This is a genomic window from Dietzia natronolimnaea (assembly GCF_002289575.1).
GTDB lineage: Bacteria > Actinomycetota > Actinomycetes > Mycobacteriales > Mycobacteriaceae > Dietzia > Dietzia natronolimnaea_A.
The window spans coordinates 16,574-36,494 of record NZ_NTGA01000019.1; the positions used below are offsets into that span (position 1 = coordinate 16,574).

Below are 19,921 nucleotides of genomic sequence, written 5' to 3' on the forward strand. Positions count from 1 at the left end.
GGATAAAGGAATCATCCCCGACCGGTGGCGTGAGGAATATCACATCGTTACGGTGGCCCCACTGTGCTAGCGAAAGGCGGGGTCATGGATCAATTCAACCGGAGGGCCTTTCTCGCGCGGGCGTCCCTGTTCGGTGCATTCGTCAGCGCGGGCGTCGCGTTTCCGGGCGCCCTGAACGGCTCCCTCGGAGCGGTGGGACGAGCGAACGCCCAGGGGACGGGGAGTGCCGTCCTCGACGCGGTCGAGGAGTTCTCCCTGGACACCATGCGGGCGCTGTGTGTGATGGTCATGCCCGGACCCGACGAGTGGTCGAGGCAACAGGGCACGCCGCGCGAGGACCCGGGACCGATCGAGGTCGGCGGCGGCGAGTTCATGAAGGACCTGTTCGACAACTACCTCGCGATGGGTGATCAGCTGTCCCAACCACTCGCGCTGGGGCTCGGCGAGGCGCTCTCCGACATGGGGATCCCCACAGAGCCCTTCCTCGGCCTGAGCGAACCCGACGGCCGCCGCATCGACCAGGTCCTCGGGTACGTCTACAGCGACCGCGTCCTCCCCCTGTCGCTCCCCGTCGCGCTGCTGCTCAACACGGGCGCGCTACTCGTCAACCCCGGATCGATCGTCGGCCCGCTCGGGTCGCCGTTCTCCCGCCTGTCGCTCGGGGACAAGTGCCGGGTGCTCGAGGGGATCGAGGGGCCCGTCCCGCAACTCATCTCGATCATCGACGGCGCCCTGCCGGTCCCGCTTCGCGGCTCGGCGTCGGGATTCCTCCGCTTCGCCGGCGGGATCCTGCTCCAGGGCACCGCCTTCGGCGTGTACTCCGAGCAGAACAACTTCGACCGCGCGACCCGGACGGTGACCCCTCGGCCCGTCCCCTGGGACCTCACCGGGTTCCGGCCCACCGGCCTGGTCGACGGCCATCCCGAGTTCATCGGGTACTACCAGAACCGCACGGAGGTGCCCGCGGATGCGTGATGTCATCGTCATCGGAGCAGGAGGGGGCGGCCCCGTCGTCGCCGCCGAGCTGGCCGGCAGGGGGCTGGACGTCCTCGTCCTCGAGGGCGGCCCCCGGCACGCCGATCCCGAGAACCAGTGGTCCCACGCGGAGAACGACGCAAACAACCCAAACGACGGCTTCCTCCGTTTCGGCCCGGAGGACCGGGACAAGCCCGCGTGGTTCCGGGAATGGACCGACAACCTCTTCGTCTGGCAGTTGTCCGGTGTCGGCGGTACCACCCAGCACTACTACGGGAACAGTCCCCGCCCCATGCCGGGGGCGTTCCGCGGGTACACCGGTGCGGACGCCGCGGAGTACGACACCGCCCACCTCTTCCCCTTCAGCTACGAGGAGCTGGTCCCGTACCTGGAATGGGTGGAGGCGACGCTCCCGGTGGAGACCGCGGCGATGGGCACCAAGGAGGAGATCACCTTCCGGGGATGCGAGGGCATCGGGCTCCCGGTCCAGACCTCCCGCGACATCACCAGGCCCGCGTTCCGGCCCCAGCAGAACGCGATCCTCCAGCCCGGGGGGAACTCGGGCCGGACGGACGACTCCAACCTGCTCACCTACCCGCAGGCCACCGGCTGCACGTTCTGCGGTCACTGCTTCCAGGGGTGTTACGTACCCCGGCAGGCCCCGCGGAACCAGTACGCCAAACGCTCCACGGACAACAGCTACGTCCCGCTCGGGCTGACCGCGGACGCGGTCCGACCCGGGGGCCGCGCCTTCGAGTTGATCGCGGACAGCTTCGTACAGTCCATCCGGCACGAGCAGGAAGGTGCGCACACCGTGGCCAGGGGGGTGACCTGGCGCAACAACACCACCGGCGCGACCTTCTCCGAGGACGCCCGCGTCGTGGTTCTGGCCGGCGGGGTCACCGAGAGCCCTCGCCTGTGGTTCAACAGCGGACTGCCCAACCCGAACGACTGGGTCGGCCGCGGGCACACCGACCACCACTTCGACTGGGTGGTCGGCAGCTTCGACGAGTACACCGGCAATTCCAAGGGAGCCAACTCGGCCGCACGGATGGACTGGCCGGGTCGCGGCGGCATGGAGAACGTGGGGCTGGGTCCCGCGATCCAGGCGTTCACGCTGTCACTGTCCGACTCCGGGGTCCGCGGGGTCTACGACAACGGGCGCGGACTCTACGGACCGTGGGACGGCCCCTCGGGCCGCCTGGTGGGCAACGAGCTCAAGGACCTCATGATGGGCGGGATCGACAACCTGCTCAACTTCCTCGTGATCACCGACGATCACGTCCAGTCGACCAACCGGATCACCCCGTCCCTCTTCCCCGCCGACGAGAACGGCGCGCCGGCCAAGGTGGACATCACGCTGCGGAACCGCTCCCCGCGGACACAGGAGAACCGGGAGTTCATGGTGCGCAAGTCCGCGGAGATCATGCGGGCCGCCGGGGCGAAGAAGGTGTATCGGTTGGACTGGGCTCCGCTGCTGCTCCACGTGCACTCGTCGATGCGGATGGGCGAGTCCGACCAGAACTCGGTGCTCGACGCGAACGCCGAGGCGCGGTGGGTCAAGCGGCTGTTCATCGCCGACAACTCGGCGCTCGCCAATGCGCTCGGCGGACCCAATCCGACCCTGACCACCCAGGCGCTCGCCACCCGGACGGCGGAGAAGATCTTCCAGCTGTACTTCGGCGGGGACTCCTGGGTGGACTCCGAGGCCCCGATCGTGAGCACGGACGCCAGGATCTCCGCCCGCATGAACGCGATGGGGCTCTGAGTGGGCGGGCTCTGAGTGGAGGGGCGCTGAGTGGAGGGGCGCTGAGCGAGGGGCCGCTGAGCCCGGCACCCCCGCCTGCGGCGCCGAGCGCGTTCGCGTCCCGAGCAGCACACCGGGTGATAGTTTTTCTTCATCTCCGAGGTCGATGCTCCGGGAGGGCAACCCATGTGCACGCGAACGCTCTGGTCAACGGGTGAGGACCTGGTCCTGGCCGGCCGCACCATGGACTACGAGGTGGATCTGCGGACCAACCTGTGGGCGTTCCCCCGGGGACTCTCCCGCGACAACGGCGTGGACGACAGCCTGCGCTGGACCTCGGTCCACGGCAGCGTGGTGGCCGCGGCCTACGACCTGGCGAGCACGGACGGGATCAACGAGGCGGGCCTGGCCGGACACCTGCTGTGGCTGGCGGAGTCCGACTACGGCGAGCGCGACCCGGACCGTCCGGCGTTGAGCGCCTCCGCGTGGGTGCAGTACATGCTGGACAATTTCGCGACCGTCGCCGAGGCCGTGGACTGGATGCGTCGGTCCCGGGTCCAGATCCGGACGTCCGGAGACCCGGTCACCGGCACCACCGTCACCGTCCACCTGGCGCTCGACGACCGCAGCGGCGACTCGGCGATCATCGAGTACATCGACGGTGAGCCCCACATCTGGCATGACCGGTCCTACAGGGTCATGACCAATTCGCCGCCGTTCGCCGAGCAGCTCGAACGCCTCCACGAGATCAAGGGCTTCGGCGGCGACCGCCCCCTCCCCGGCGGCACGGACGCCGACGAGCGGTTCGCCCGCGCGGCCTTCTACCTGGACCGGCTCCCCGCGCCCGCCGACCGGACCGGGGCCGTCGCGGAGCTGCTGAGTGTGATGCGCAACGCGTCCCAACCGTTCCGCGTGCCGGATCCGGATCACCCCAACGCCTCCACCACCCTGTGGCGGACCATCACCGACCACGTCGACGGTGTGTACGTCTTCGAGGACACCGGTCGGCCCAACATCGTCTGGGTACGGCTGGACGGCCTCGACCTGTCGGAGGGCGCACCCGTGCGCAAGCTCGACCTGGTCGCCGACACCGGGCTCGAGGGGGGACTGGTCGGCGAGGTCAGCGCGCACTTCGAGGCGACGGCCCCCATGGAGTTCCTCCGCGCGTCCTGAGACCCGCGCTCAGAAGACGGCGATCCCCAGCCGTCGGCGCACCCGGAGGTCCCACAGGTTGAGCGTGTAGACCACGCGCAGCGGCCTGGACAGGACCAGGTCGAGCGCGGCCGCGAGGTTCACGATGATCCGGCGGCGCCGGAGGTCCTGAGGGGTGATGGTCCAGCGCATCTCGTCACGGATCCGCTCGGGGACCGCGAACTTGGTCATTGACAGACTCCACGGGCCGAGGGTCTTGTGCGCGAGAGTCCCCAGCTGCTTCATCCGGATCTCGAGGACCGTGAAGTCGGCGAGCGACTGGAGGTACTCGCGGACGGTCTCGTCGATCCGGACGCCGTCGATGCACTCGGCGAATCGCCGCTCGTACTCGGTCCAACTCGCCGGCCACCGGGCCTCGGGCACGTTCAGGGTGGTGCCGAGCGGCCGCGCGAGCTCGATCACCCGGTCGAGCTCCGCCTCCGACAGCGGCCCGTGCACCATCTCCCACTGATCGATGTAGTAGCGGACCAGACACAGTGCCACCCACGTCTGTGAGGCCGCGGAGTTGGCGTTGTAGCGGACCGGACTGGACCCGGTGGAGTAGACCTGCGCGTGGATCTCCCGCACCGCCTCGTGGAAGAACTCCCGTTCCTCCTGGTTCCCCAGCGTCGCCACGGCGAGGTACTGGGCGGTGGTCCTGCCGCGCTTGATCGGACGGAGGTCACCGCGGCCCCGGTCCACCCGGCTCTCGACCACGCCGTACCCGACGGCGGGGTCGGCGAGCTGCATCACCACGTTCGCGGCGGGAAGCCAGAACCACAGGTGCGTGGACAGGTCAGGGAGGTGCCGGATCCTCGTCGGGTCGACGCCTGCGTCGGCGGATCGCGTCCCTGCGTTCATCACGTCACTCCCCGGGCCTGTCCGTGCCGCCCGCGTCGACGGCCCTGTTTCAGATCACATATATCTTACATTGCAACACGGAAGGGGGGAACCCGTCGGGCGACCGCGCGGTCGGGACGCACCGACTGGCAAGATAGGGTTGCCTAACTTAAGGAGACCCCCGTGGCAGATGAGCGCAAGAGCCCCACCCCGACCACCCTCACCGTGCTGCGCACCGAGACGGTGAGCGCCCACATGGTCCGGGTCGTCCTCGGCGGCGCGGGGTTCGACGCCTTCGCCCCGCGCGCGGAGACCGACAGCTACGTCAAACTCGAACTGCCCTCCGAGGACGGCCCCGTGGTGCGGACCTACACCGTGCGACGCGTCGACCTCCCGGCCCGCGAGATCTGGATCGACTTCGTCGTGCACGGAGACGCGGGCGTGGCGGGGCCGTGGGCCCGGACGGTCGCGCCCGGGACCGACGTCCCCGTCCGGGGGCCGGGCGGCGGGTACCGTCCCGACCCCGAGGCGGACTTCCACCTCCTCGCCGGGGACGAGACCGCGGTCCCCGCGATCTCCGCCGCGCTGGAGGCCCTGCCCGAGGACTCGGTGGGAGCGGTGTTCCTGGAGGTGGGAGACGACGACGACGAGGTGTCGCTCACCGCTCCGGAGGGGGTGCGGATCACCTGGCTGCACCGCGGGACCCCCTCCACCCACGCCGGCCCCGGACGGATCGACGGCGACGCGCCGCTGGTCGTCGCCCTCCGGGAGATGCCGTGGCCGGACGGCGACGTGCAGGTGTTCGTGCACGGCGAGGCCGAGACCGTGATGAAGCACCTGCGCCCCCTGCTGCGCTCCGGACGCGGCGTCCCGGCCCGGCGGGCCTCGATCTCGGGATACTGGCGCCGGGGCCGCACGGAGGAGGGTTTCCGCACCTGGAAACGCGAGTTGGCGGAATCGGAGCCGGATCAGCAACCCGTGAGGTGAGTCCCGGGTTACCCGGTCGGTGTGACCCGGTACCCTCATGTGCCAGCACTGTTAACGCATCCGGCCCCTCACGCTCACCCGTGACCGTAGACAAGGCATGGCACATGGCATTCTCACGCGCGACGCTCTTCACCGGACTGGTGGCCACCTCGGCACTCGTCCTCGCAGGCTGCACCGGCGGCTCCGACGATGACGCCGCCGGTGGCGGCGGCGAGTCCTACACGATCGGCATCAACCAGCTCGTCCAGCACCCCGCTCTCGACGCGGCCACCGCGGGCTTCAAGGAGGCCTTCGCCGACGCCGGTGTCGAGGTGGAGTTCAACGAGCAGAACGCCAACGGTGAGCAGGCCACCGCGCTGACCATCGCGCAGCAGTTCGCCGCCGACGACCTGGACCTCGCGCTGGCGGTGGCGACCCCCGCCGCCCAGGCGATGGCCCAGAACATCATCAACATCCCGCTGCTGTTCACCGCGGTCACCGACCCTGTCTCGGCCGAGCTCGTCGACTCGATGGAGGAGCCGGGCGCCAACGTCACCGGCACCTCGGACGCCGCGCCGATCGACGAGCAGCTCGAGCTGCTCAAGGAGATCGTCCCCGACGCAGAGCGCGTCGGCATCGTCTACGCCTCGGGCGAGGTCAACTCGCAGGTCCAGGTGGACCAGGCCGAGGAGGCCGCCGGCCCGCTCGACCTGGAGATCGTCACCCAGACCGTCACCACGGTCAACGAGATCCAGCAGGCCGTCGAGGCGCTCGGTGACGTCGACGCGATCTACGTACCGACCGACAACATGGTCGTCTCCGGTATCGCCTCGCTGGTCCAGGTGGCCGAGTCCAAGCAGATCCCCGTGATCGCCGCGGAGGAGGGCACCGTCGAGGGCGGCGCCGTCGCCACGCTGGGCATCGACTACACCGAGCTCGGCCGCCAGACCGGCGAGATGGCGCTGCGCATCCTCCGCGACGGCGAGGACCCGGCCACGATGCCGGTCGAGACCGCGACGGAGTTCACCTACGTGGTCAACGAGGCCGCCGCCGAGCGCCAGGGCGTCACCATCCCGGAGGACATCCTCGCCGAGGCTGAGAAGAAGTGATCGGCGCCGTCGAGGTAGGCCTCATCTACGGGGTCATGGCGCTGGGGGTCTATCTGACCTTCCGCGTGCTCAACTTCCCCGACCTCACCGTCGACGGCAGCTTCACCACCGGCGCCGCCACCGCGGCGACCGCACTCCTCGCCGGCTGGAACCCGGTGGTCGCGACCCTCGCGGGTTTCGTCACCGGGTTCCTCGCCGGCGTGGTCACCGGACTGTTGCACACCAAGGGCAAGATCGACGGGCTACTGGCCGGCATCCTCACCATGATCGCCCTGTGGTCGGCCAACCTGCGGATCATGGGAGGCGCGAACGTCCCGCTGCTGCGTCAGGACACCGCGTTCACACCGCTGCGCGAGGCCGGCATCCTCGGCACCTGGGGTGGCGTCGCCGTCCTCGCGCTGGCCGTGGTGCTGCTCGGCCTCGTCGTCGTCTGGTTCCTCACCACGAACCTGGGACTGTCGATCCGCGCCACGGGCGACAACGGCCCGATGATCTCCTCGTTCGGTGTCTCCACCGACTTCACCAAGACCCTCACCCTCGCCCTGTCCAACGGCCTCGTGGGCATGTGCGGCGCCCTGGTCGCGCAGTACAGCGGATTCGCCGACATCTCGATGGGCGTGGGGCTGATCCTGGTGGGCCTGGCCTCGGTGATCCTCGGCCAGGCGATCCTCGGCCAGCGCAGGCTGGTGTTCGCCGTGTTCGCCGTGGTCGTGGGTGCGGTGCTCTACCGCCTCATCATCTTCGCGGCCCTGCAGGTGGGCCTGAACCCCAACGACATGAAGGCCATCACGGCGATCCTGGTGGTGATCGCACTGCTCGTGCCCAGGTGGAAATCCTTGGGTGGTCGGTTCGGGCGCAAGCCCACGACCGCGGTCGCCGCGAACGAGCGCGCGGTGGCGGGCGCCGGGACCGCCGTCGACGCCGGGCCCGAGTCCGCCGACACCGCCGCGACCGGCGCCAAGGAGACCTGACGATGCTGACAGTCACCGATGTGTCCAAGACCTTCTTCCCGGGCACCGTCAACGAGCGCCGCGCACTCCACGGTCTCAGCCTCACGATGGCCGAGGGCGACTTCGTCACCGTGATCGGCTCCAACGGCGCCGGCAAGTCGACCCTGCTCAACGTCGTGTCCGGGCGGTTGATCCCCGACGCCGGGCGGATCGACATCGACGGTAGGAACGTCTCCCGACTTCGCGACCACAAGCGTGCGAAGTACGTGGGCCGCGTCTTCCAGGACCCGCTGGCCGGGACCGCGCCCACCCTCACCATCGAGGAGAACCTGTCGCTCGCGGTCCTGCGGGGCAGGCGACGGGGGCTCGGCCCCAGCCTGAACAAGAAGCGCCGCGCGCAGTTCGCCGACCAGCTCGCCATGCTCGAGCTGGGTCTCGAGGACCGGCTCACCGCCAAGGTCGGGTTGCTCTCGGGAGGCCAGCGACAGGCGCTCTCGCTCCTCATGGCCGGGTTCACCCAACCGCGGATCATGCTGCTCGACGAGCACACTGCGGCCCTGGACCCGCAGCGGGCCGAGCTGGTCACCACGATCACCGAGCGGATCGTCCGCGAGGGCGGTCTCACCACGCTCATGGTCACGCACAACATGGAGCAGGCCATCCGGCTGGGCAACCGGCTGATCATGATGCACGAGGGCCGGATCGTCTACGAGGCCGACGACCAGAAGAAGGCGTCGCTCACCGTGCAGGATCTCCTCAAGGAGTTCGCCAACATCAAGGGCGCGACACTCTCCGACAAGGCGTTCCTGGGCTGAGGTCCGCCCGCTGCGGCCCGGCTGCCTCAGCCCCCCGCCTCAGCCCCCGCCTGAAGAGTTCCGGTGGGCGGGAGCCGCGATCCACCCGTCGCCGTCGCGGCGGACCAGTCCCCTCCGCTCGAACTCCTCGAACCACCCCGGTGCGGGCCACTCACCCCAGCGTTCGGCGTAGTGGGCTCCGTTGCGCAGCAGATCCTGCAGGTGCTCCACCGGCGGAGACGAGACGGGATGCCACCGGTGGTAGGCGTGGGCGCCCGCCACCAGCACCACCGGGATCCGCCGGTACAGCAGTCGGCGACCGAAGTCGGTGTCCTCCGCGCCGTAGCCCGTGTAGTGCTCGTCGAACCCACCGAACTCCCTGCGGAGCCGTGTCCAGAGAGCTGCGTGCAGGGCGAACGACAGCGACCAGAACATCCCGAACTCGCCCGCCTCGAGTCGCTGCAGGCCGTGCTCGGGGAACGGTCGCGCCGGGTGCGGGTCGGTGAGGCCCGCGAGCTCGGCGGGGTCCGGAGCACCCACCGACTCTGGCAGATAGGTGACCGGCCCCATCCCCACCGTGTCAGGCGGAAGATCCGCGTACCGGGAGCCCAGGTCCGGGCCGGGCATGCAGTCGACGTCAAGGAAGATGATCAGCTCTGCGCCGGTCTCGACGGCCCGGTCCCCGCCCGCGTTGCGGCAACGGGCCACCGGCAGGTCCGGCCCCGCCGGGAGCTCCAGTGGGTCCGCGCCGTCCGCGAGGAGCTCGGCGGCCAGCTCCTCGCTACCGGGGCGTTCCGGAAGAACCACCACGTGGCGGGCACCGGGCAGGTGCGCGTCGAGCGCGCGCCGCTGCGACCTCAGGTGATCGGCCCGCGTGGGGGTACACACGGTCACCACGGCGACCGATGACGGGGTGGGATCGCGACGTGTCATCGGGCACCGGCCATCGAGTCCGCCGCCACCGTCTCCAGCACCGCGGCCAACCGCCCCGCCGCGCCGTCGATCTCCCAGGCCTCGCGCAGCCCGGAACCCGCCCCGGGCGTCGACCGGGAGCGTTCGAGGGTCCGCCGCACCGCGCGGACGAGGTGCGCGACGGTGGAGTCATGACCGACCACGGCGCCGTGGCCGAGCCCGTCGAGCTTGGCAGCGGTGTCGTCCTGCTCGCCGAAGGGCCGCTCCTCGGGCACCGCGACGACGTGGGCGTCGGCGGCGGCGAGGTCGGCCACCGAACTCTGACCGGCCGCGCTGATCACCACGTCGGCGCGGCACAGTTCGCTCCACGGATCAGACACCCAGCGACCACCGGGGCCCCCGAGCTCCACCCACTCCACACCATCGAGCTCGTCGCGGACCGCGTCCCACCGCCGGTCGCGACCGGATCCTCCGCTTCCCCGCAGGTGCAGCACCCGAGCGCGGCCGTGTCCTCTGTCGGCCTGGTCGGGGTGGCGGCCGGCGAACCGCGACACCCCGCCCACCGGGATCAGCGGTTCGGTCGCCCCGGCGGGGACGGGAGCACCGGCTGAGCGAGGCCACCCGGCGACCAGGGCCGAGCACACCCCGTGCGCGAGTGTGTGCGGGATGTCGTCACGCCGTCCGGGGAGAACGGTGGAGACGACAGGGGTGCCCGTCAGGCGCGTGGCGAGCGTGACCTCGACGGAGACGTCTGTCCACATCACGGTGGGCCGGTGGGTGTCGATCCAACCCGTCAGCATCGCCGTCCGTCGTCTCAGGCCCGGCTGCCCCAGCGGGGCCCAGTGCAAGCGGCCGCCGGCGGTCGGCTCGAGGACCGGCCGGTCGGGCTCCGCCACCGCGCCCGGCCCGTCGTGATCCAGTGGCAGGGGGAGCACCCGGATGCGAGTGGGGTCCGGATTGGTCGCCGCTTCGACGTTCGCCGAGGTCAGGATGGTGACCTCGTCGTCCACATGGGCGGCGACCGCGAACGCGCGCTGGAGGTGCCCACTGCCGTGATGGTGGGCGTACATCCCGATCATGCGGCCGTACCGATCATCCGACCGTCCCGCTCATCCGGCCACCCCGATCGGGAGCGCCCTCAACCGCGCCTCGACCCGGTCGATCCGCCGCTCGTGGGAGAACGCCGCGGCGGCAGCGCGGGCGGTGGCCACGCGGTCGAAGGTCAGGGCCACGGGGACGGCTGCCGCGAGGGCGGAGGCCGGGTCGCGGCCCGGATCGACCAGGACGACGCCGGGTTGGCCGCGGAGGATCTCACGGATGCCGCCGCGGGCGAGCGCGACCACGGGGGTCCCGCACGCGAGCGGTTCGATGGCGGTCAACCCGAACGGCTCCTCCCAGCACGGGGTCACCAGGGCCACCGAGGCCCTCGCGACCAGGGGGACCAGTGACTCGCGTCCGAGCGCACCGTGAAACCGGACCGAGTCCCCGGCCTGGCGAAGACGCGGGGCCAGGACTGTGCGCATGTATCGGTCGTCGCCGATCCGGCCGGCCAGGTCGAGCTCCATGCCCGCGCGCAGAGCGGCGTCGACCGCCAGGTGCGGGGCCTTCTCCGGGACGATGCGCCCGCACCACACCGCCCGCGGCGGGATCCCGGACGTGTGCGTGGTCGCGGACGGGGGGTGGGGCCGCCAGATCCGGGTCTCGACCCCGTTGGGGATCACTTCGGCGCCCTGCGGCACCCGCCACGACCCGAGGACCGACCGACTGACGGCGTGGACCATCCCGGTCAGTCCCCCGAACTGGTCGAAGGCGTCCTGCATCGGGGCGAGCGCCGGACAGTGCAGCGTGGTGATCATGCGGGCGTCCATCTCCGCGGCCCGGATGAGGGGGACGTGGCTGAGGCTGTGGTTGAGGATCACGTCGAACCTGGACTCGGCGAGGTGATCCATCAGCCTGTGGAACTCGGCGGCGTCCGCCTCGTATCCACCCTTCGGGTAGAAGCTGTCCCCGAAACCGGCCACACCGGACATCGCGGTGAACTCGAACCGGGGGTCGTGGCCCTCGCTACCGGCGGCGGCGAACAGCGTCACATGGTGCCCTCGCGAGCGCAGGGCCGCGACCTCCTTGGCCACCACCACCTCGAGTCCACCGGCGTACGGCTCGCGGATGGGGAACCGTGAGGGCCCTATCACCGCGATGGTCATCGGCTCGTCGCTCTGTGCGTCCACGGGCCCCCTCTCGCTCCTGGCATGCCGGACGCTCCGACTGGTTCGGGCGTCCGATTCTCGGTCGGTTGCCCCGAGACTCAGATGGTGACCCCCCGGGGGGCCCGCCGCCACCGGAGGGGTCTCGTCGGGGTCACCAGCCGCCCAGGATCCGCTCGAGTCGGACCCCCGCGTCGTCCGCCGAGAAGCGCGTGACCCCCAGGTCCGCGGCGTGGATCACGACCGGTTCGCCGGGGCGGTCTCCCCACAGGTGCTCCCGCGCCAGAGCGCGCGAGGTGCGGATCCGCGCGAGGACGCGGCCCTCGTCGTCGTCGAGCGTGAGCATCCCCACGGGCGGGCACAGGGCGCGCAACCGCCCCGGGTCGAGCGCCCCGAGTGCGCAGGGACGGAGGAGGTCGATCAGGACCTCAGGACGACGACGAGGTCCCGCCCCTTGCGATGCCGGTTCCCACCACCGGGGTCGCGCGGCGAGCCGGACCCGGGGGTCGGCGCCGAAGAGCTCCGCGATCTCCGCGGCGTCGGAGCTTGCCGGGTCCGCGGTCACCGAGACATCGCCCCAACAGACGAGGGAGGCGCAGGCCGCCGCGTCGGCCCCGCTCCCCCGCTCCCCGGCGTGGACGTGCACGGCGACGAGTGGGACCCCGAAGATGCCGCCGGACGGACGGGTGAGCGGGGAGACGATGAGGCGGGCCAGACGGGCGGTCTCGGCGTTCTTCTGGGCGACGTGACCGGGATCGTCCTCCCCCCGCCCGCTCCAGTCCGGGCCGTCGTGCCAGGCCACGGCACCGGGAACGTAGCGCAGGCGGCCACCGACCTGCTCGCAGCGCCAGGCCAGGTCCCAGTCCTCGCCGCCGTAACCGACGATCCGGGGGTCGAACCCGCCGGCCAGGTCGTAGAGGCGTCGGTGCAGTCCGCACACCGCCGAGAGCACCCCGCGCCACAGGCCCGCGTTCCAACCGCCGTCGTCGCGGGTCAGGTCGTCGGTGCCGGCATAGAACGAGGCGGGCCAGGCGGGATCGGGGAGCACCTCGATCGGCTCGGACACGTCCGCGGCCGCGAACCGCCCGTACCTGCGTCGGCCCACCACCAGCAGGTCCGGACTCTGATCGAGCGCGGCGAGAAGGGCGGCCACGTACCCGGGAGCGGGGACGGTGTCGCCGTCGAGGAACAAGATCACCTCGCCGTCGCCGGCCGACGCGCCCAGGTGGCGTGCGGCGGACGCCCGGAAGCCTCGATCGTCCTGCCGCACCACGGTCACCTCGGGCGGGACGGTCGGTGGGGTGGGCGAACCGTCGTCGGCGACGATCACCCGCGGCGGCCGGGCCAGGCCGGTCTGGCGAGCCAGGGCCGCCACGATTCTGTCGAGCATCCGCTGGTCCCGGTAATACGGGATCACCACGTCCACGCTCATCGGGTCCCCGAACGCCGGGTCCACACCCATCCGACGCCCGCTCATGCCCCCCAGCCGTCCCACGCGCGCAGGTATGCCCGGCCCAGTTCCTCCAGCCCGGGGCTGGGCGGGTCGATTCGGGTCGGGGCGGGGTCGTCCAGCAGTCGCCGCAGGTCACCGGGCAGGTCGGAGCCATCGGTGAACAGAAGCGATCCGGGGTGCCTCGACTCCATCTCCCGCGTGTAGTCCGACGTGTTGACGAGCGGGCGGCGTCCGGCGGCGGCCCAGGTGTTGATCGACCCCGAGGCCGAGACGTTGCGGAACAGGGCGACCGGCACCGTCACCTCGCCGAGGACGCGGGCGAGGTCGTCGTCGTCGATATGTCCGGTCACTTCGGCGCGCCCACCCGCCGCTCGCACGGTCTCCACCGCGACTCGCACGTAGTCCTCGTGCCCGTCGGCGGGCGCCCCGAGCAGTCGCAGGCTGACCGAGTGGTCGCCGTCGGCGGCGAGCTCGGCGACCGCCTGCGCCACCAGGTCCACCGCCTTTCCGGGGTGCAGGAACCCGAAGACTCCCACCGATCGCTCGTCCCGCCGCGCCGCTTCGGGGTGCGAGCCGACGCCCGGTCGGGTCGGTGAGCCGACGACGCCGAGGTCGGGGACGGGCAGGGGGATCATCGCGCCGACGACGATCCCCGCCGCGTCACAGAGGCGACGCTCGTGTTCGGAGCTCACCACCACCAGTCCCGCCGCGGCCGCGATGCGCTGATAGGCCCCCCTCCGGCGTCGGCACCGCTCAGCGCCCTCGGCCGGCTGGGGGATGTCGTGGAGCGTGACGGCCACCGGACGGTCCCGGGCTATGACCTCGACCGTGTCGGCCGCCTCGTCCGGCGTCGCCCCGAACAACGAGTCGGTGAGGTGCAGGTGAACGGCGCTGCCCGGATGAGCGGCCAGTGCCTCCATCAACCGGGCCGACTCGGAAACCTCGAGAAGTGGAGTCCCGGCGGCGTGTGCGCAGTCGGCGGCGAACCGCGTCACCCCGTGCGCCGGCGGGCCGAGAGCGATCGTCAGCGGCGGGGTCGGTGGCGGGGTCGACGGGCCGTCTCGCGGCGGTGTCTGCATGTCGCTCACCTCAGCCCCAGGAGGTCGATCCGGTCGGAGTGGCGGCGTAGCCCCTCCTCGACCACCCCCGTGGTGGAGGTGTACCAGGCCAGGTGCGCTTGCGTGACCTCCTCGACCGAGAACCGGACTCCGTCGACGAGCCAGTCACGGGGACCGGTTTCCGGGAGGTCGAGCGCGCGTTCGACCGCCCGGTCCACGGGTGCCCGCGTGGCCCCGAGCAATTCGCGGTCGCCGATGCGAGGCGGGTGGTCGATCAGGCCCGCGGGCAGGGCATCGAGGACGCGGCGGAACACCTCCTGCAGCGTGTGACGGTCCGGGTGGTTGATGGTGTGCCAGCGCGGGACGCCCTCGAGAAGGTCAGAGGCGATCAGGGTGCCGTGTGCCTGCTCGCGGGTGCGCAGCGCCTCCATCGATTCCTGCGCCGACGCGAGCGCCTGATCGGGGTCGGGGGCGGCGCCGAGCACCTCCCGGTCGCCTGTCGCGGCGGCCACGATGGCCCGGAGGTCGTGGTACGGGGCGATCGGCGGCACGAGTGAGCGATCGTGCGGGGGCCGGATCAGCACCTGATACGGGTGTAATCCGGCGTACCGCAGGACGGGCACCAGCACCACAGTCGCCGAGGCCGGCAACCGGGCGGCGAGTTGGCGATGGCCGAGGGGCAGGTCACGGTAGTCGTCACGGATGGGCTGGATGATCAGCACGTCGGTGCGCGCGAGGTCCGCGTGTAACTCCGGGAGGTCACGAGCCGTCATCTCGTACACCGGCCGCACGTCCGTCACCGAGATCCCGTCGACGGAGCGCAGGAGGTCGCGGTAGACATCGGCCTGGCAGTTGCCGATCACCATGACGGACGGCTGGGCGGTGGTACTCACCGCGCCGAGCGTAGGCAGGGCCTCAGGTGGCGGCAACCGGCAGACGTGGCACGGTGACGGGGTGACCCCCGACCACACCTCTGCTGCAGGCCCCCTCCGGGTCCGGTCGATCCCCGCGGGCCATGATTACGTGCGCCACGCCCTCGGCTCCGCCATCGAACGGGGGGACATCGTGGTGCTCGCCGATCCCCTCCTCGACCCGGGCGAACCCACACGGTGGTGGCCGCACCCCGCGCTCGAGGCCGCTGCTCGTCCCGAGGTGCTGGACGGCACCGACCTCGTCCACGTTCACTTCGGTTACGAGCACCGGAGCCCGGCACAGGTCGCGGAGTTCGTCGCCGCGGTCCGGACACGGGGGGTGCCGTTGGTGGTGACCGTGCACGACCTGACCAATCCCCACGAGCCCGACCCGGCCATGCATCTCGAACGCACCGGGATCCTGGTACGAGGGGCGGACGCGGTCATCACCCTGACCGCGGGCGCGGCGGATGAGATACGGCGGAGGTGGGGCGTGGACTCCCGGGTCATCCCCCATCCCCGGCTGATGCCGGCCGAAGTCACCGAGCCGCACCGCCTGGGCCGTCTCGAGAAGGCCGGCCGCACCGGGACCGTGGGTGTGGCGCTGGGCTCGCTGAGGGCCGGGGTCGCCGCCGAGGGCCTGTTGCCGCGCCTGGCGGACGCACTGCCCTCCCAAACCGACCTGGTGGTGATGGTGCGCTCCGACGCCCTCGCCAGCGCCCGAGCTCCCGGTCACACACGCCATGAGGCGGCGCACGCTCTCGATACACTGACCGAACTCCCGCACGTCGAGGTCCGCCCCCACGACCTCCTGACCAACGTCGAGCTCTGCCGGGCCCTGTCCGGGTTCGACGCCCTGGTCCTGCCCCACCGCCACGGGACGCATTCCGGATGGCTGGAGTTGTGCCGGGATCTGGGCCTGCCACCGGTCATCCCGGACATCGGCTACCTGATCGAGCAGTGGGGTCACCCGGCGGTCTCCTACGACCCCATAGAACCGACCGTCGACGAACTGCGCCGGGCGCTTGCCGCCGCTCTGAGCACCCCGCCGGTCCCCGTTCGCGCGGCCGCTGCCGAGGACGGCGCGGTCGCCGCGGCCCATGCGGAGCTCTACCGCACGGCCCTCGCGGCCGTCGCCTCTCGTCGCGCGGGCAGTTCCTAGTCAGCACGTCAGCCCCCGTTGCGGCGCACCATCTCGTCGATCCACTCGGGCGCGTAGGGCGAGGTGCAGCCCGGCGGGGTCGGATAGTCCCGGAGGACCCCGAGCCGCTCGCCGATACCCCGGGCGCGGTCACGCAGGTCCGGGTTCTGGATCCCGATCTGCGCGAGGCACGTGTTCATCTCCCACTGCAGCCTCTCGTGCGCGCCTGACATCTCGACCTCGATCGCGTCCAACAGTCCCGGCAGGTCCAGTCCCTCGGGCTTCTTGACCACCCGGTCCGCGGTGAGCGCCCATCCGGCGGCGGCGACCACCGGATCGGGATCACCCAGCCACTCCAGGCGCAGTTGTTCGGCGTGCGGGCCCTTCATCACCACGTACCCGACCAACCAGTCGTGCACCTTGCGGGTGCGGGCCTCGCGCAGCATCTCGTCGAGTCGGCCGGGAGAGAACTCCTTGGGACGGCAGATCAGCAGCGCGAGCAGGCGCGCCGCCGAGTCGCCGGTGGCCCACAGTTCCTCCGCGAACGCCTGGTTCTTCTTGATCCTCTTGGCCACCGCGCGCAGCGTCGTGAGGTTGACCGCGTGGTCGTCTCCGTGCCGCTCGTTGACCGCCAAGATCCTCGGGTCCTCCAGTGCGGCCAGCTCGGCCATCACCTCGTCGAGATCCGGCTCGCTCGTCGTCGTCATCTCGGTCTCCTCCTCCGCGCCGCCCCGCGCCCACGGTCCTATACTCGCCGGATGCGCCTGTGGAGCATCCGTCCCGACCTGCTCGACCGCGTCGCGCTGGTCGCCGGGTGGCGTGAGGGACTCCTGGCTCAGAAGGTACTCCGCGGGCACCCCGGGGGCTATCACCGTCACCCGCCGCCGGGACGCTTCCGCACGACGCCTCACTCGACGTTCGATCTCGTCTCGGGGCCGCTCGCGGCCCGGCGGCGCCCACCCCACCCGGAGGCCTGACCCGTGCTGCCGTTGCTGCTCACCCCACCCGCCCTCTCCACGGCCCTGGCGCTGCGCCCGGTGCGCGCCCCCTTCCCCGCCGCGGCGGCGGGGTGGGCGATGGGTCTGCCTGCGCTGGAGATGCCGCTCCATGTGGGAGCGGGGGTCGCGGCGGTGACGGCCGCGCGACTGACCCGCCGCCCGGTCACCCGAACCGACCTCGCCGGGGCGGGCCTGGCCGCCGTCACCTGCGCCGGGCTGGCGGTGGTCCAGGCCAGGCAGCTCGCCGCCGGACGCGCCCTTCAGGGGGCGTTCGACGAGTCCGAGCGAGCGCACGCTGGCACCACCGGGCCCGCAGCCCGCGGCCGCACTCCCTGGCGAAAGGTGCTCCTCCAACCGTGGCCCCTCCGACCGCGCGGCATCGAGGCCCGTACGCGCCTCGCCTACGGGCCCGACGCCCGCACCACCCGATTCGACCTGTACACCGGAAAGGGCGCCGGTCAGGGCGGCGGTCGCGTCAGGGGCGTGCTGATCCACATCCACGGCGGGCACTTCCGCGCGGGCGGTCCGAGCCGTGAGTCGCGGGCCATGCTCTTCGACCACGCGCTCCGCGGATGGGCCGCCATCAGCACCACTTATCACCTCTCCCCCACACCGGAGACGGGGTTCCCGCAGCACCTCGTGGACATCAAGAGCCTGATCCGCTGGATCCGCACGGAGGGCCCCCTGCACGGCATCCCGGCGGACGCCCCGATCGTGGTGGCGGGTAGCTCGGCCGGCGCGCACATCGCCATGATGACCGCGCTGACCGCCGGTGACCCGCGGTTCCAGCCCGGTTTCGAGGACCTCGACACGACGCTGGCCGGCGCGATCGGGCTCTACGGCTACTACGGCCGCCTGGGCGCGGAGACCAAGGACGTCTCCGATCCGGTCCGCCACCCCGCGGAGGGGGCGCCCCCGGTCGCGATCATCCACGGGACGGACGACATGTACACCCCGGTCAAGGGCTCGCGCAGGCTGGTGCGTCACCTGCGGGGTGGGTCGTCGAACCCCGTGGTCTACGCCGAGCTGCCCGGCGCGCAGCACGGGTTCGACGCTGTGAACTCCGCCCGATACCTCGCGGTGGTGGCGGCGATCCGGAGGTTCACCGAGCCTCTCGCCGCGTCGGGCGTAACGTCGCCGGGGTAGAAGTCACGCGGGTGGACATCGCCGGGTTACACACCGCCAAAGCGGAGGCCACCCCGACTACTTACCGCGCAGGATCGCATCGACGAGAGAGGCCACCATGCCGTTGACCGGTGAGTACGAACCCAGCCCCAGCACCTGGGTGCGGGAGCACGTCGAGCGGTACGAGAAGAGCAACGGGGCGTCGGGCTCCGAGCTGTCGGGCATGCCGGTGGTCATCGTGACCACGGTGGGCAAGAAGTCGGGCAAGCTGCGCAAGACCCCGTTGATGCGGGTCGAACACGAGGGTTCCTACGCCGCCGTCGCCTCTCTGGCCGGCGCTCCGACCCATCCCGTCTGGTACTGGAACATCAAGGCCCACCCGCAGGTCGAGCTGCGGGACAAGGACAGGGTCGGCGACTTCGTCGCCCGCGAGGTGACCGGTGCGGAACGCGACATGTGGTGGGATCGGGCGGTCGCGGTATATCCCGACTACCGCGACTATCAGGCCAAGACCGACCGAACCATCCCCGTCTTCGTGCTCGACCCCCGGGACTGAACCCATTCCCCGCCGGATCCCCTGGCCCCGTCGCCCTCTCACCTCAGGAGGCCTCGAATGACCCGAACCGCCCTCGTCCTCGGCTGCGGTGGCACCATCGGGGGCGCCTGGGCGATCGCGGCCATGCACGCCCTCGCCGAGCAGACCGGATTCGACCCCCGCGACGCGGACGTCCTGCTGGGCACCTCGGCGGGGGCCGAGTTGGTGACCATGGTGGGCGGCGGCGTCGGGGTCGACGAGCTGGTGGACATGCAGCGCGGACGGGCCCAGGACCCCCGGCTCCGCGAGCACATCGCGTCCACCCCTCCCGGCAGGCCGCCTCTGCCCCGGCCGCCCCTGCTCAATCCCGGACTGCTGCGCACGCACTCCGGTCTGGCCGCCTACGCCGGGATCGCCCCCAGCGGTCGCGGCGACCTGGGATGGCTGCAGCGGTTGGCCGAGGGGTTCGAGGTGGGCCCCTGGTTGCCCCACCCCGCCGCCCGGATGGTCGCCTACGACATCCGCGCCGGTGAGCGGGTCGTGTTCGGCGCACCGGGTTCGCCGATCGCGACCGTCGGCGAGGCGCTGCGGGCGTCCTGGTCGACCCCCGGGTGGATGACCCCGGTCCCCATCGGCAACCGCATCTTCGTCGACGGCGGAATGGGGTCGACCGCCTCCGTGGATCTGCTCGCGCCCGAGGACGCGGACCTCATCTACGTCATCGCTCCCATGGCCTCGACGCCCGGCGTCCGCGTGCCCGGACCCGGCGGTCGGCTCGAACACCGCCTGATCAGACGACCGATGTCCGCGCAACTTGCCGCCGAGATCGCGGTCGTCCGCGCCCGGGGCACCACGGTCGTCCCGATCCTCCCGACGGCCGCGGACCTCGCGGGGCTGGGCGCCCACTTCATGAGCAGAACCCGCCGTGTGGCGGCGTTCGAGTTCTCGATGAGGACCGCGCCGGACACCGTCCGCATGGCGTTGTCCGAGGCCGGCGTGGGCGCGTGACGCC

20 protein-coding genes are annotated in these 19,921 nt (G+C 71.4%); 12 read left to right on the forward strand and 8 right to left on the reverse strand.

What is annotated here, in order from left to right; genetic code table 11:
* The first annotated feature begins 84 nt into the window (after positions 1–84).
* From CEY15_RS10980 to CEY15_RS10990, 3 genes are all read left to right on the forward strand, one after another.
* Entirely contained in the window at positions 85–975 is an 891-nt protein-coding gene (locus CEY15_RS10980) for a hypothetical protein (RefSeq protein WP_095718484.1), read from the forward strand.
* A complete protein-coding gene (locus CEY15_RS10985) occupies positions 968–2,743 on the forward strand; it encodes a GMC family oxidoreductase N-terminal domain-containing protein (RefSeq protein ID WP_095718485.1) in 1,776 nt (591 codons plus the stop codon). The genes CEY15_RS10980 and CEY15_RS10985 overlap by 8 nt, the downstream gene beginning before the upstream one ends.
* Before the next feature lie 165 nt (positions 2,744–2,908).
* A complete protein-coding gene (locus CEY15_RS10990; protein ID WP_095718486.1) occupies positions 2,909–3,895 on the forward strand; it encodes a linear amide C-N hydrolase in 987 nt (328 codons plus the stop codon).
* 9 nt (positions 3,896–3,904) lie between these two features.
* On the opposite strand, the gene CEY15_RS10995 is transcribed toward CEY15_RS10990, so the two are convergent.
* Positions 3,905–4,774 carry an oxygenase MpaB family protein gene (locus tag CEY15_RS10995; protein WP_095718487.1) on the reverse strand — a complete coding sequence of 290 codons (870 nt, stop codon included), beginning with the start codon at positions 4,772–4,774 and terminating at the stop codon, positions 3,905–3,907.
* Between the two features lie 162 nt (positions 4,775–4,936).
* Between CEY15_RS10995 and CEY15_RS11000 the strand changes: the two genes are divergently transcribed.
* The 4 genes from CEY15_RS11000 (at position 4,937) to CEY15_RS11015 (ending at position 8,593) form a co-directional block, all read left to right on the forward strand.
* A complete protein-coding gene (locus CEY15_RS11000) occupies positions 4,937–5,740 on the forward strand; it encodes a siderophore-interacting protein (protein WP_095718488.1) in 804 nt (267 codons plus the stop codon).
* Positions 5,741–5,844: 104 nt separating this feature from the next.
* The gene (locus tag CEY15_RS11005; protein WP_095718489.1) at positions 5,845–6,828 is read left to right on the forward strand and encodes an ABC transporter substrate-binding protein; all 984 of its coding nucleotides are present in this window, start codon (positions 5,845–5,847) and stop codon (positions 6,826–6,828) included.
* Complete coding sequence (locus CEY15_RS11010) at positions 6,825–7,799, forward strand: ABC transporter permease (RefSeq protein WP_095718490.1); 975 nt, start codon at positions 6,825–6,827, stop codon at positions 7,797–7,799. The genes CEY15_RS11005 and CEY15_RS11010 overlap by 4 nt, the downstream gene beginning before the upstream one ends.
* Before the next feature lie 2 nt (positions 7,800–7,801).
* Positions 7,802–8,593, forward strand: coding sequence for an ABC transporter ATP-binding protein (locus CEY15_RS11015; protein ID WP_095718491.1), 792 nt, complete (start codon positions 7,802–7,804; stop codon positions 8,591–8,593).
* 39 nt (positions 8,594–8,632) lie between these two features.
* Here the strand turns inward: CEY15_RS11015 and CEY15_RS11020 are convergent, their stop codons facing one another.
* From CEY15_RS11020 to CEY15_RS11045, 6 genes are all read right to left on the reverse strand, one after another.
* Complete coding sequence (locus CEY15_RS11020; protein ID WP_176475091.1) at positions 8,633–9,505, reverse strand: glycosyltransferase family 2 protein; 873 nt, start codon at positions 9,503–9,505, stop codon at positions 8,633–8,635.
* A complete protein-coding gene (locus CEY15_RS11025; protein WP_095718492.1) occupies positions 9,502–10,563 on the reverse strand; it encodes a glycosyltransferase in 1,062 nt (353 codons plus the stop codon). Before CEY15_RS11025 ends, CEY15_RS11020 begins: the two co-directional genes overlap by 4 nt.
* A gap of 30 nt (positions 10,564–10,593) precedes the next feature.
* Complete coding sequence (locus CEY15_RS11030; RefSeq protein WP_095718493.1) at positions 10,594–11,712, reverse strand: glycosyltransferase; 1,119 nt, start codon at positions 11,710–11,712, stop codon at positions 10,594–10,596.
* Positions 11,713–11,842: 130 nt separating this feature from the next.
* Positions 11,843–13,165 (reverse strand): glycosyltransferase, encoded by a 1,323-nt coding sequence (locus tag CEY15_RS11035; RefSeq protein WP_245847560.1) that lies wholly within the window; start codon positions 13,163–13,165, stop codon positions 11,843–11,845.
* Positions 13,162–14,220, reverse strand: a complete 1,059-nt coding sequence (locus CEY15_RS11040; RefSeq protein WP_095718495.1) for a hypothetical protein — start codon at positions 14,218–14,220, stop codon at positions 13,162–13,164. Before CEY15_RS11040 ends, CEY15_RS11035 begins: the two co-directional genes overlap by 4 nt.
* A 5-nt stretch (positions 14,221–14,225) precedes the next feature.
* Entirely contained in the window at positions 14,226–15,092 is an 867-nt protein-coding gene (locus tag CEY15_RS11045) for a WcbI family polysaccharide biosynthesis putative acetyltransferase (protein WP_095718496.1), read from the reverse strand.
* Between the two features lie 61 nt (positions 15,093–15,153).
* Here CEY15_RS11045 and CEY15_RS11050 point away from each other — a divergent pair, with 61 nt between their 5' ends.
* Positions 15,154–16,272, forward strand: coding sequence for a glycosyltransferase family 4 protein (locus CEY15_RS11050; protein ID WP_095718569.1), 1,119 nt, complete (start codon positions 15,154–15,156; stop codon positions 16,270–16,272).
* An 8-nt stretch (positions 16,273–16,280) separates the two neighbouring features.
* Here CEY15_RS11050 and CEY15_RS11055 read toward each other — a convergent pair whose 3' ends face one another.
* The gene (locus CEY15_RS11055; RefSeq protein ID WP_095718497.1) at positions 16,281–16,958 is read right to left on the reverse strand and encodes a DNA alkylation repair protein; all 678 of its coding nucleotides are present in this window, start codon (positions 16,956–16,958) and stop codon (positions 16,281–16,283) included.
* Positions 16,959–17,009: 51 nt separating this feature from the next.
* Here CEY15_RS11055 and CEY15_RS11060 point away from each other — a divergent pair, with 51 nt between their 5' ends.
* From CEY15_RS11060 to CEY15_RS11075, 4 genes are all read left to right on the forward strand, one after another.
* Positions 17,010–17,228, forward strand: a complete 219-nt coding sequence (locus tag CEY15_RS11060; RefSeq protein ID WP_245847561.1) for a pyrimidine dimer DNA glycosylase/endonuclease V — start codon at positions 17,010–17,012, stop codon at positions 17,226–17,228.
* 3 nt (positions 17,229–17,231) lie between these two features.
* Positions 17,232–18,395, forward strand: a complete 1,164-nt coding sequence (locus tag CEY15_RS11065) for an alpha/beta hydrolase (RefSeq protein ID WP_095718498.1) — start codon at positions 17,232–17,234, stop codon at positions 18,393–18,395.
* A 97-nt stretch (positions 18,396–18,492) separates the two neighbouring features.
* Positions 18,493–18,930 carry a nitroreductase family deazaflavin-dependent oxidoreductase gene (locus CEY15_RS11070; RefSeq protein ID WP_095718499.1) on the forward strand — a complete coding sequence of 146 codons (438 nt, stop codon included), beginning with the start codon at positions 18,493–18,495 and terminating at the stop codon, positions 18,928–18,930.
* A gap of 57 nt (positions 18,931–18,987) precedes the next feature.
* A complete protein-coding gene (locus tag CEY15_RS11075; RefSeq protein ID WP_095718500.1) occupies positions 18,988–19,917 on the forward strand; it encodes a patatin-like phospholipase family protein in 930 nt (309 codons plus the stop codon).
* Positions 19,918–19,921: the final 4 nt, after the last annotated feature.

What these genes read in the sequence shown, in the direction of transcription:
- CEY15_RS10980 (WP_095718484.1), top strand. Translation starts at nt 85, where the DNA reads ATGGATCAATTCAACCGGAGGGCCTTTCTCGCGCGGGCGTCCCTGTTC.
- CEY15_RS10985 (WP_095718485.1), top strand. Translation starts at nt 968, where the DNA reads ATGCGTGATGTCATCGTCATCGGAGCAGGAGGGGGCGGCCCCGTCGTC.
- CEY15_RS10990 (WP_095718486.1), top strand. Translation starts at nt 2,909, where the DNA reads ATGTGCACGCGAACGCTCTGGTCAACGGGTGAGGACCTGGTCCTGGCC.
- CEY15_RS10995 (WP_095718487.1), bottom strand. Translation starts at nt 4,774, where the DNA reads ATGAACGCAGGGACGCGATCCGCCGACGCAGGCGTCGACCCGACGAGG.
- CEY15_RS11005 (WP_095718489.1), top strand. Translation starts at nt 5,845, where the DNA reads ATGGCATTCTCACGCGCGACGCTCTTCACCGGACTGGTGGCCACCTCG.
- CEY15_RS11015 (WP_095718491.1), top strand. Translation starts at nt 7,802, where the DNA reads ATGCTGACAGTCACCGATGTGTCCAAGACCTTCTTCCCGGGCACCGTC.
- CEY15_RS11020 (WP_176475091.1), bottom strand. Translation starts at nt 9,505, where the DNA reads ATGACACGTCGCGATCCCACCCCGTCATCGGTCGCCGTGGTGACCGTG.
- CEY15_RS11025 (WP_095718492.1), bottom strand. Translation starts at nt 10,563, where the DNA reads ATGATCGGGATGTACGCCCACCATCACGGCAGTGGGCACCTCCAGCGC.
- CEY15_RS11035 (WP_245847560.1), bottom strand. Translation starts at nt 13,165, where the DNA reads ATGAGCGGGCGTCGGATGGGTGTGGACCCGGCGTTCGGGGACCCGATG.
- CEY15_RS11040 (WP_095718495.1), bottom strand. Translation starts at nt 14,220, where the DNA reads ATGCAGACACCGCCGCGAGACGGCCCGTCGACCCCGCCACCGACCCCG.
- CEY15_RS11055 (WP_095718497.1), bottom strand. Translation starts at nt 16,958, where the DNA reads ATGACGACGACGAGCGAGCCGGATCTCGACGAGGTGATGGCCGAGCTG.
- CEY15_RS11060 (WP_245847561.1), top strand. Translation starts at nt 17,010, where the DNA reads ATGCGCCTGTGGAGCATCCGTCCCGACCTGCTCGACCGCGTCGCGCTG.
- CEY15_RS11070 (WP_095718499.1), top strand. Translation starts at nt 18,493, where the DNA reads ATGCCGTTGACCGGTGAGTACGAACCCAGCCCCAGCACCTGGGTGCGG.
- CEY15_RS11075 (WP_095718500.1), top strand. Translation starts at nt 18,988, where the DNA reads ATGACCCGAACCGCCCTCGTCCTCGGCTGCGGTGGCACCATCGGGGGC.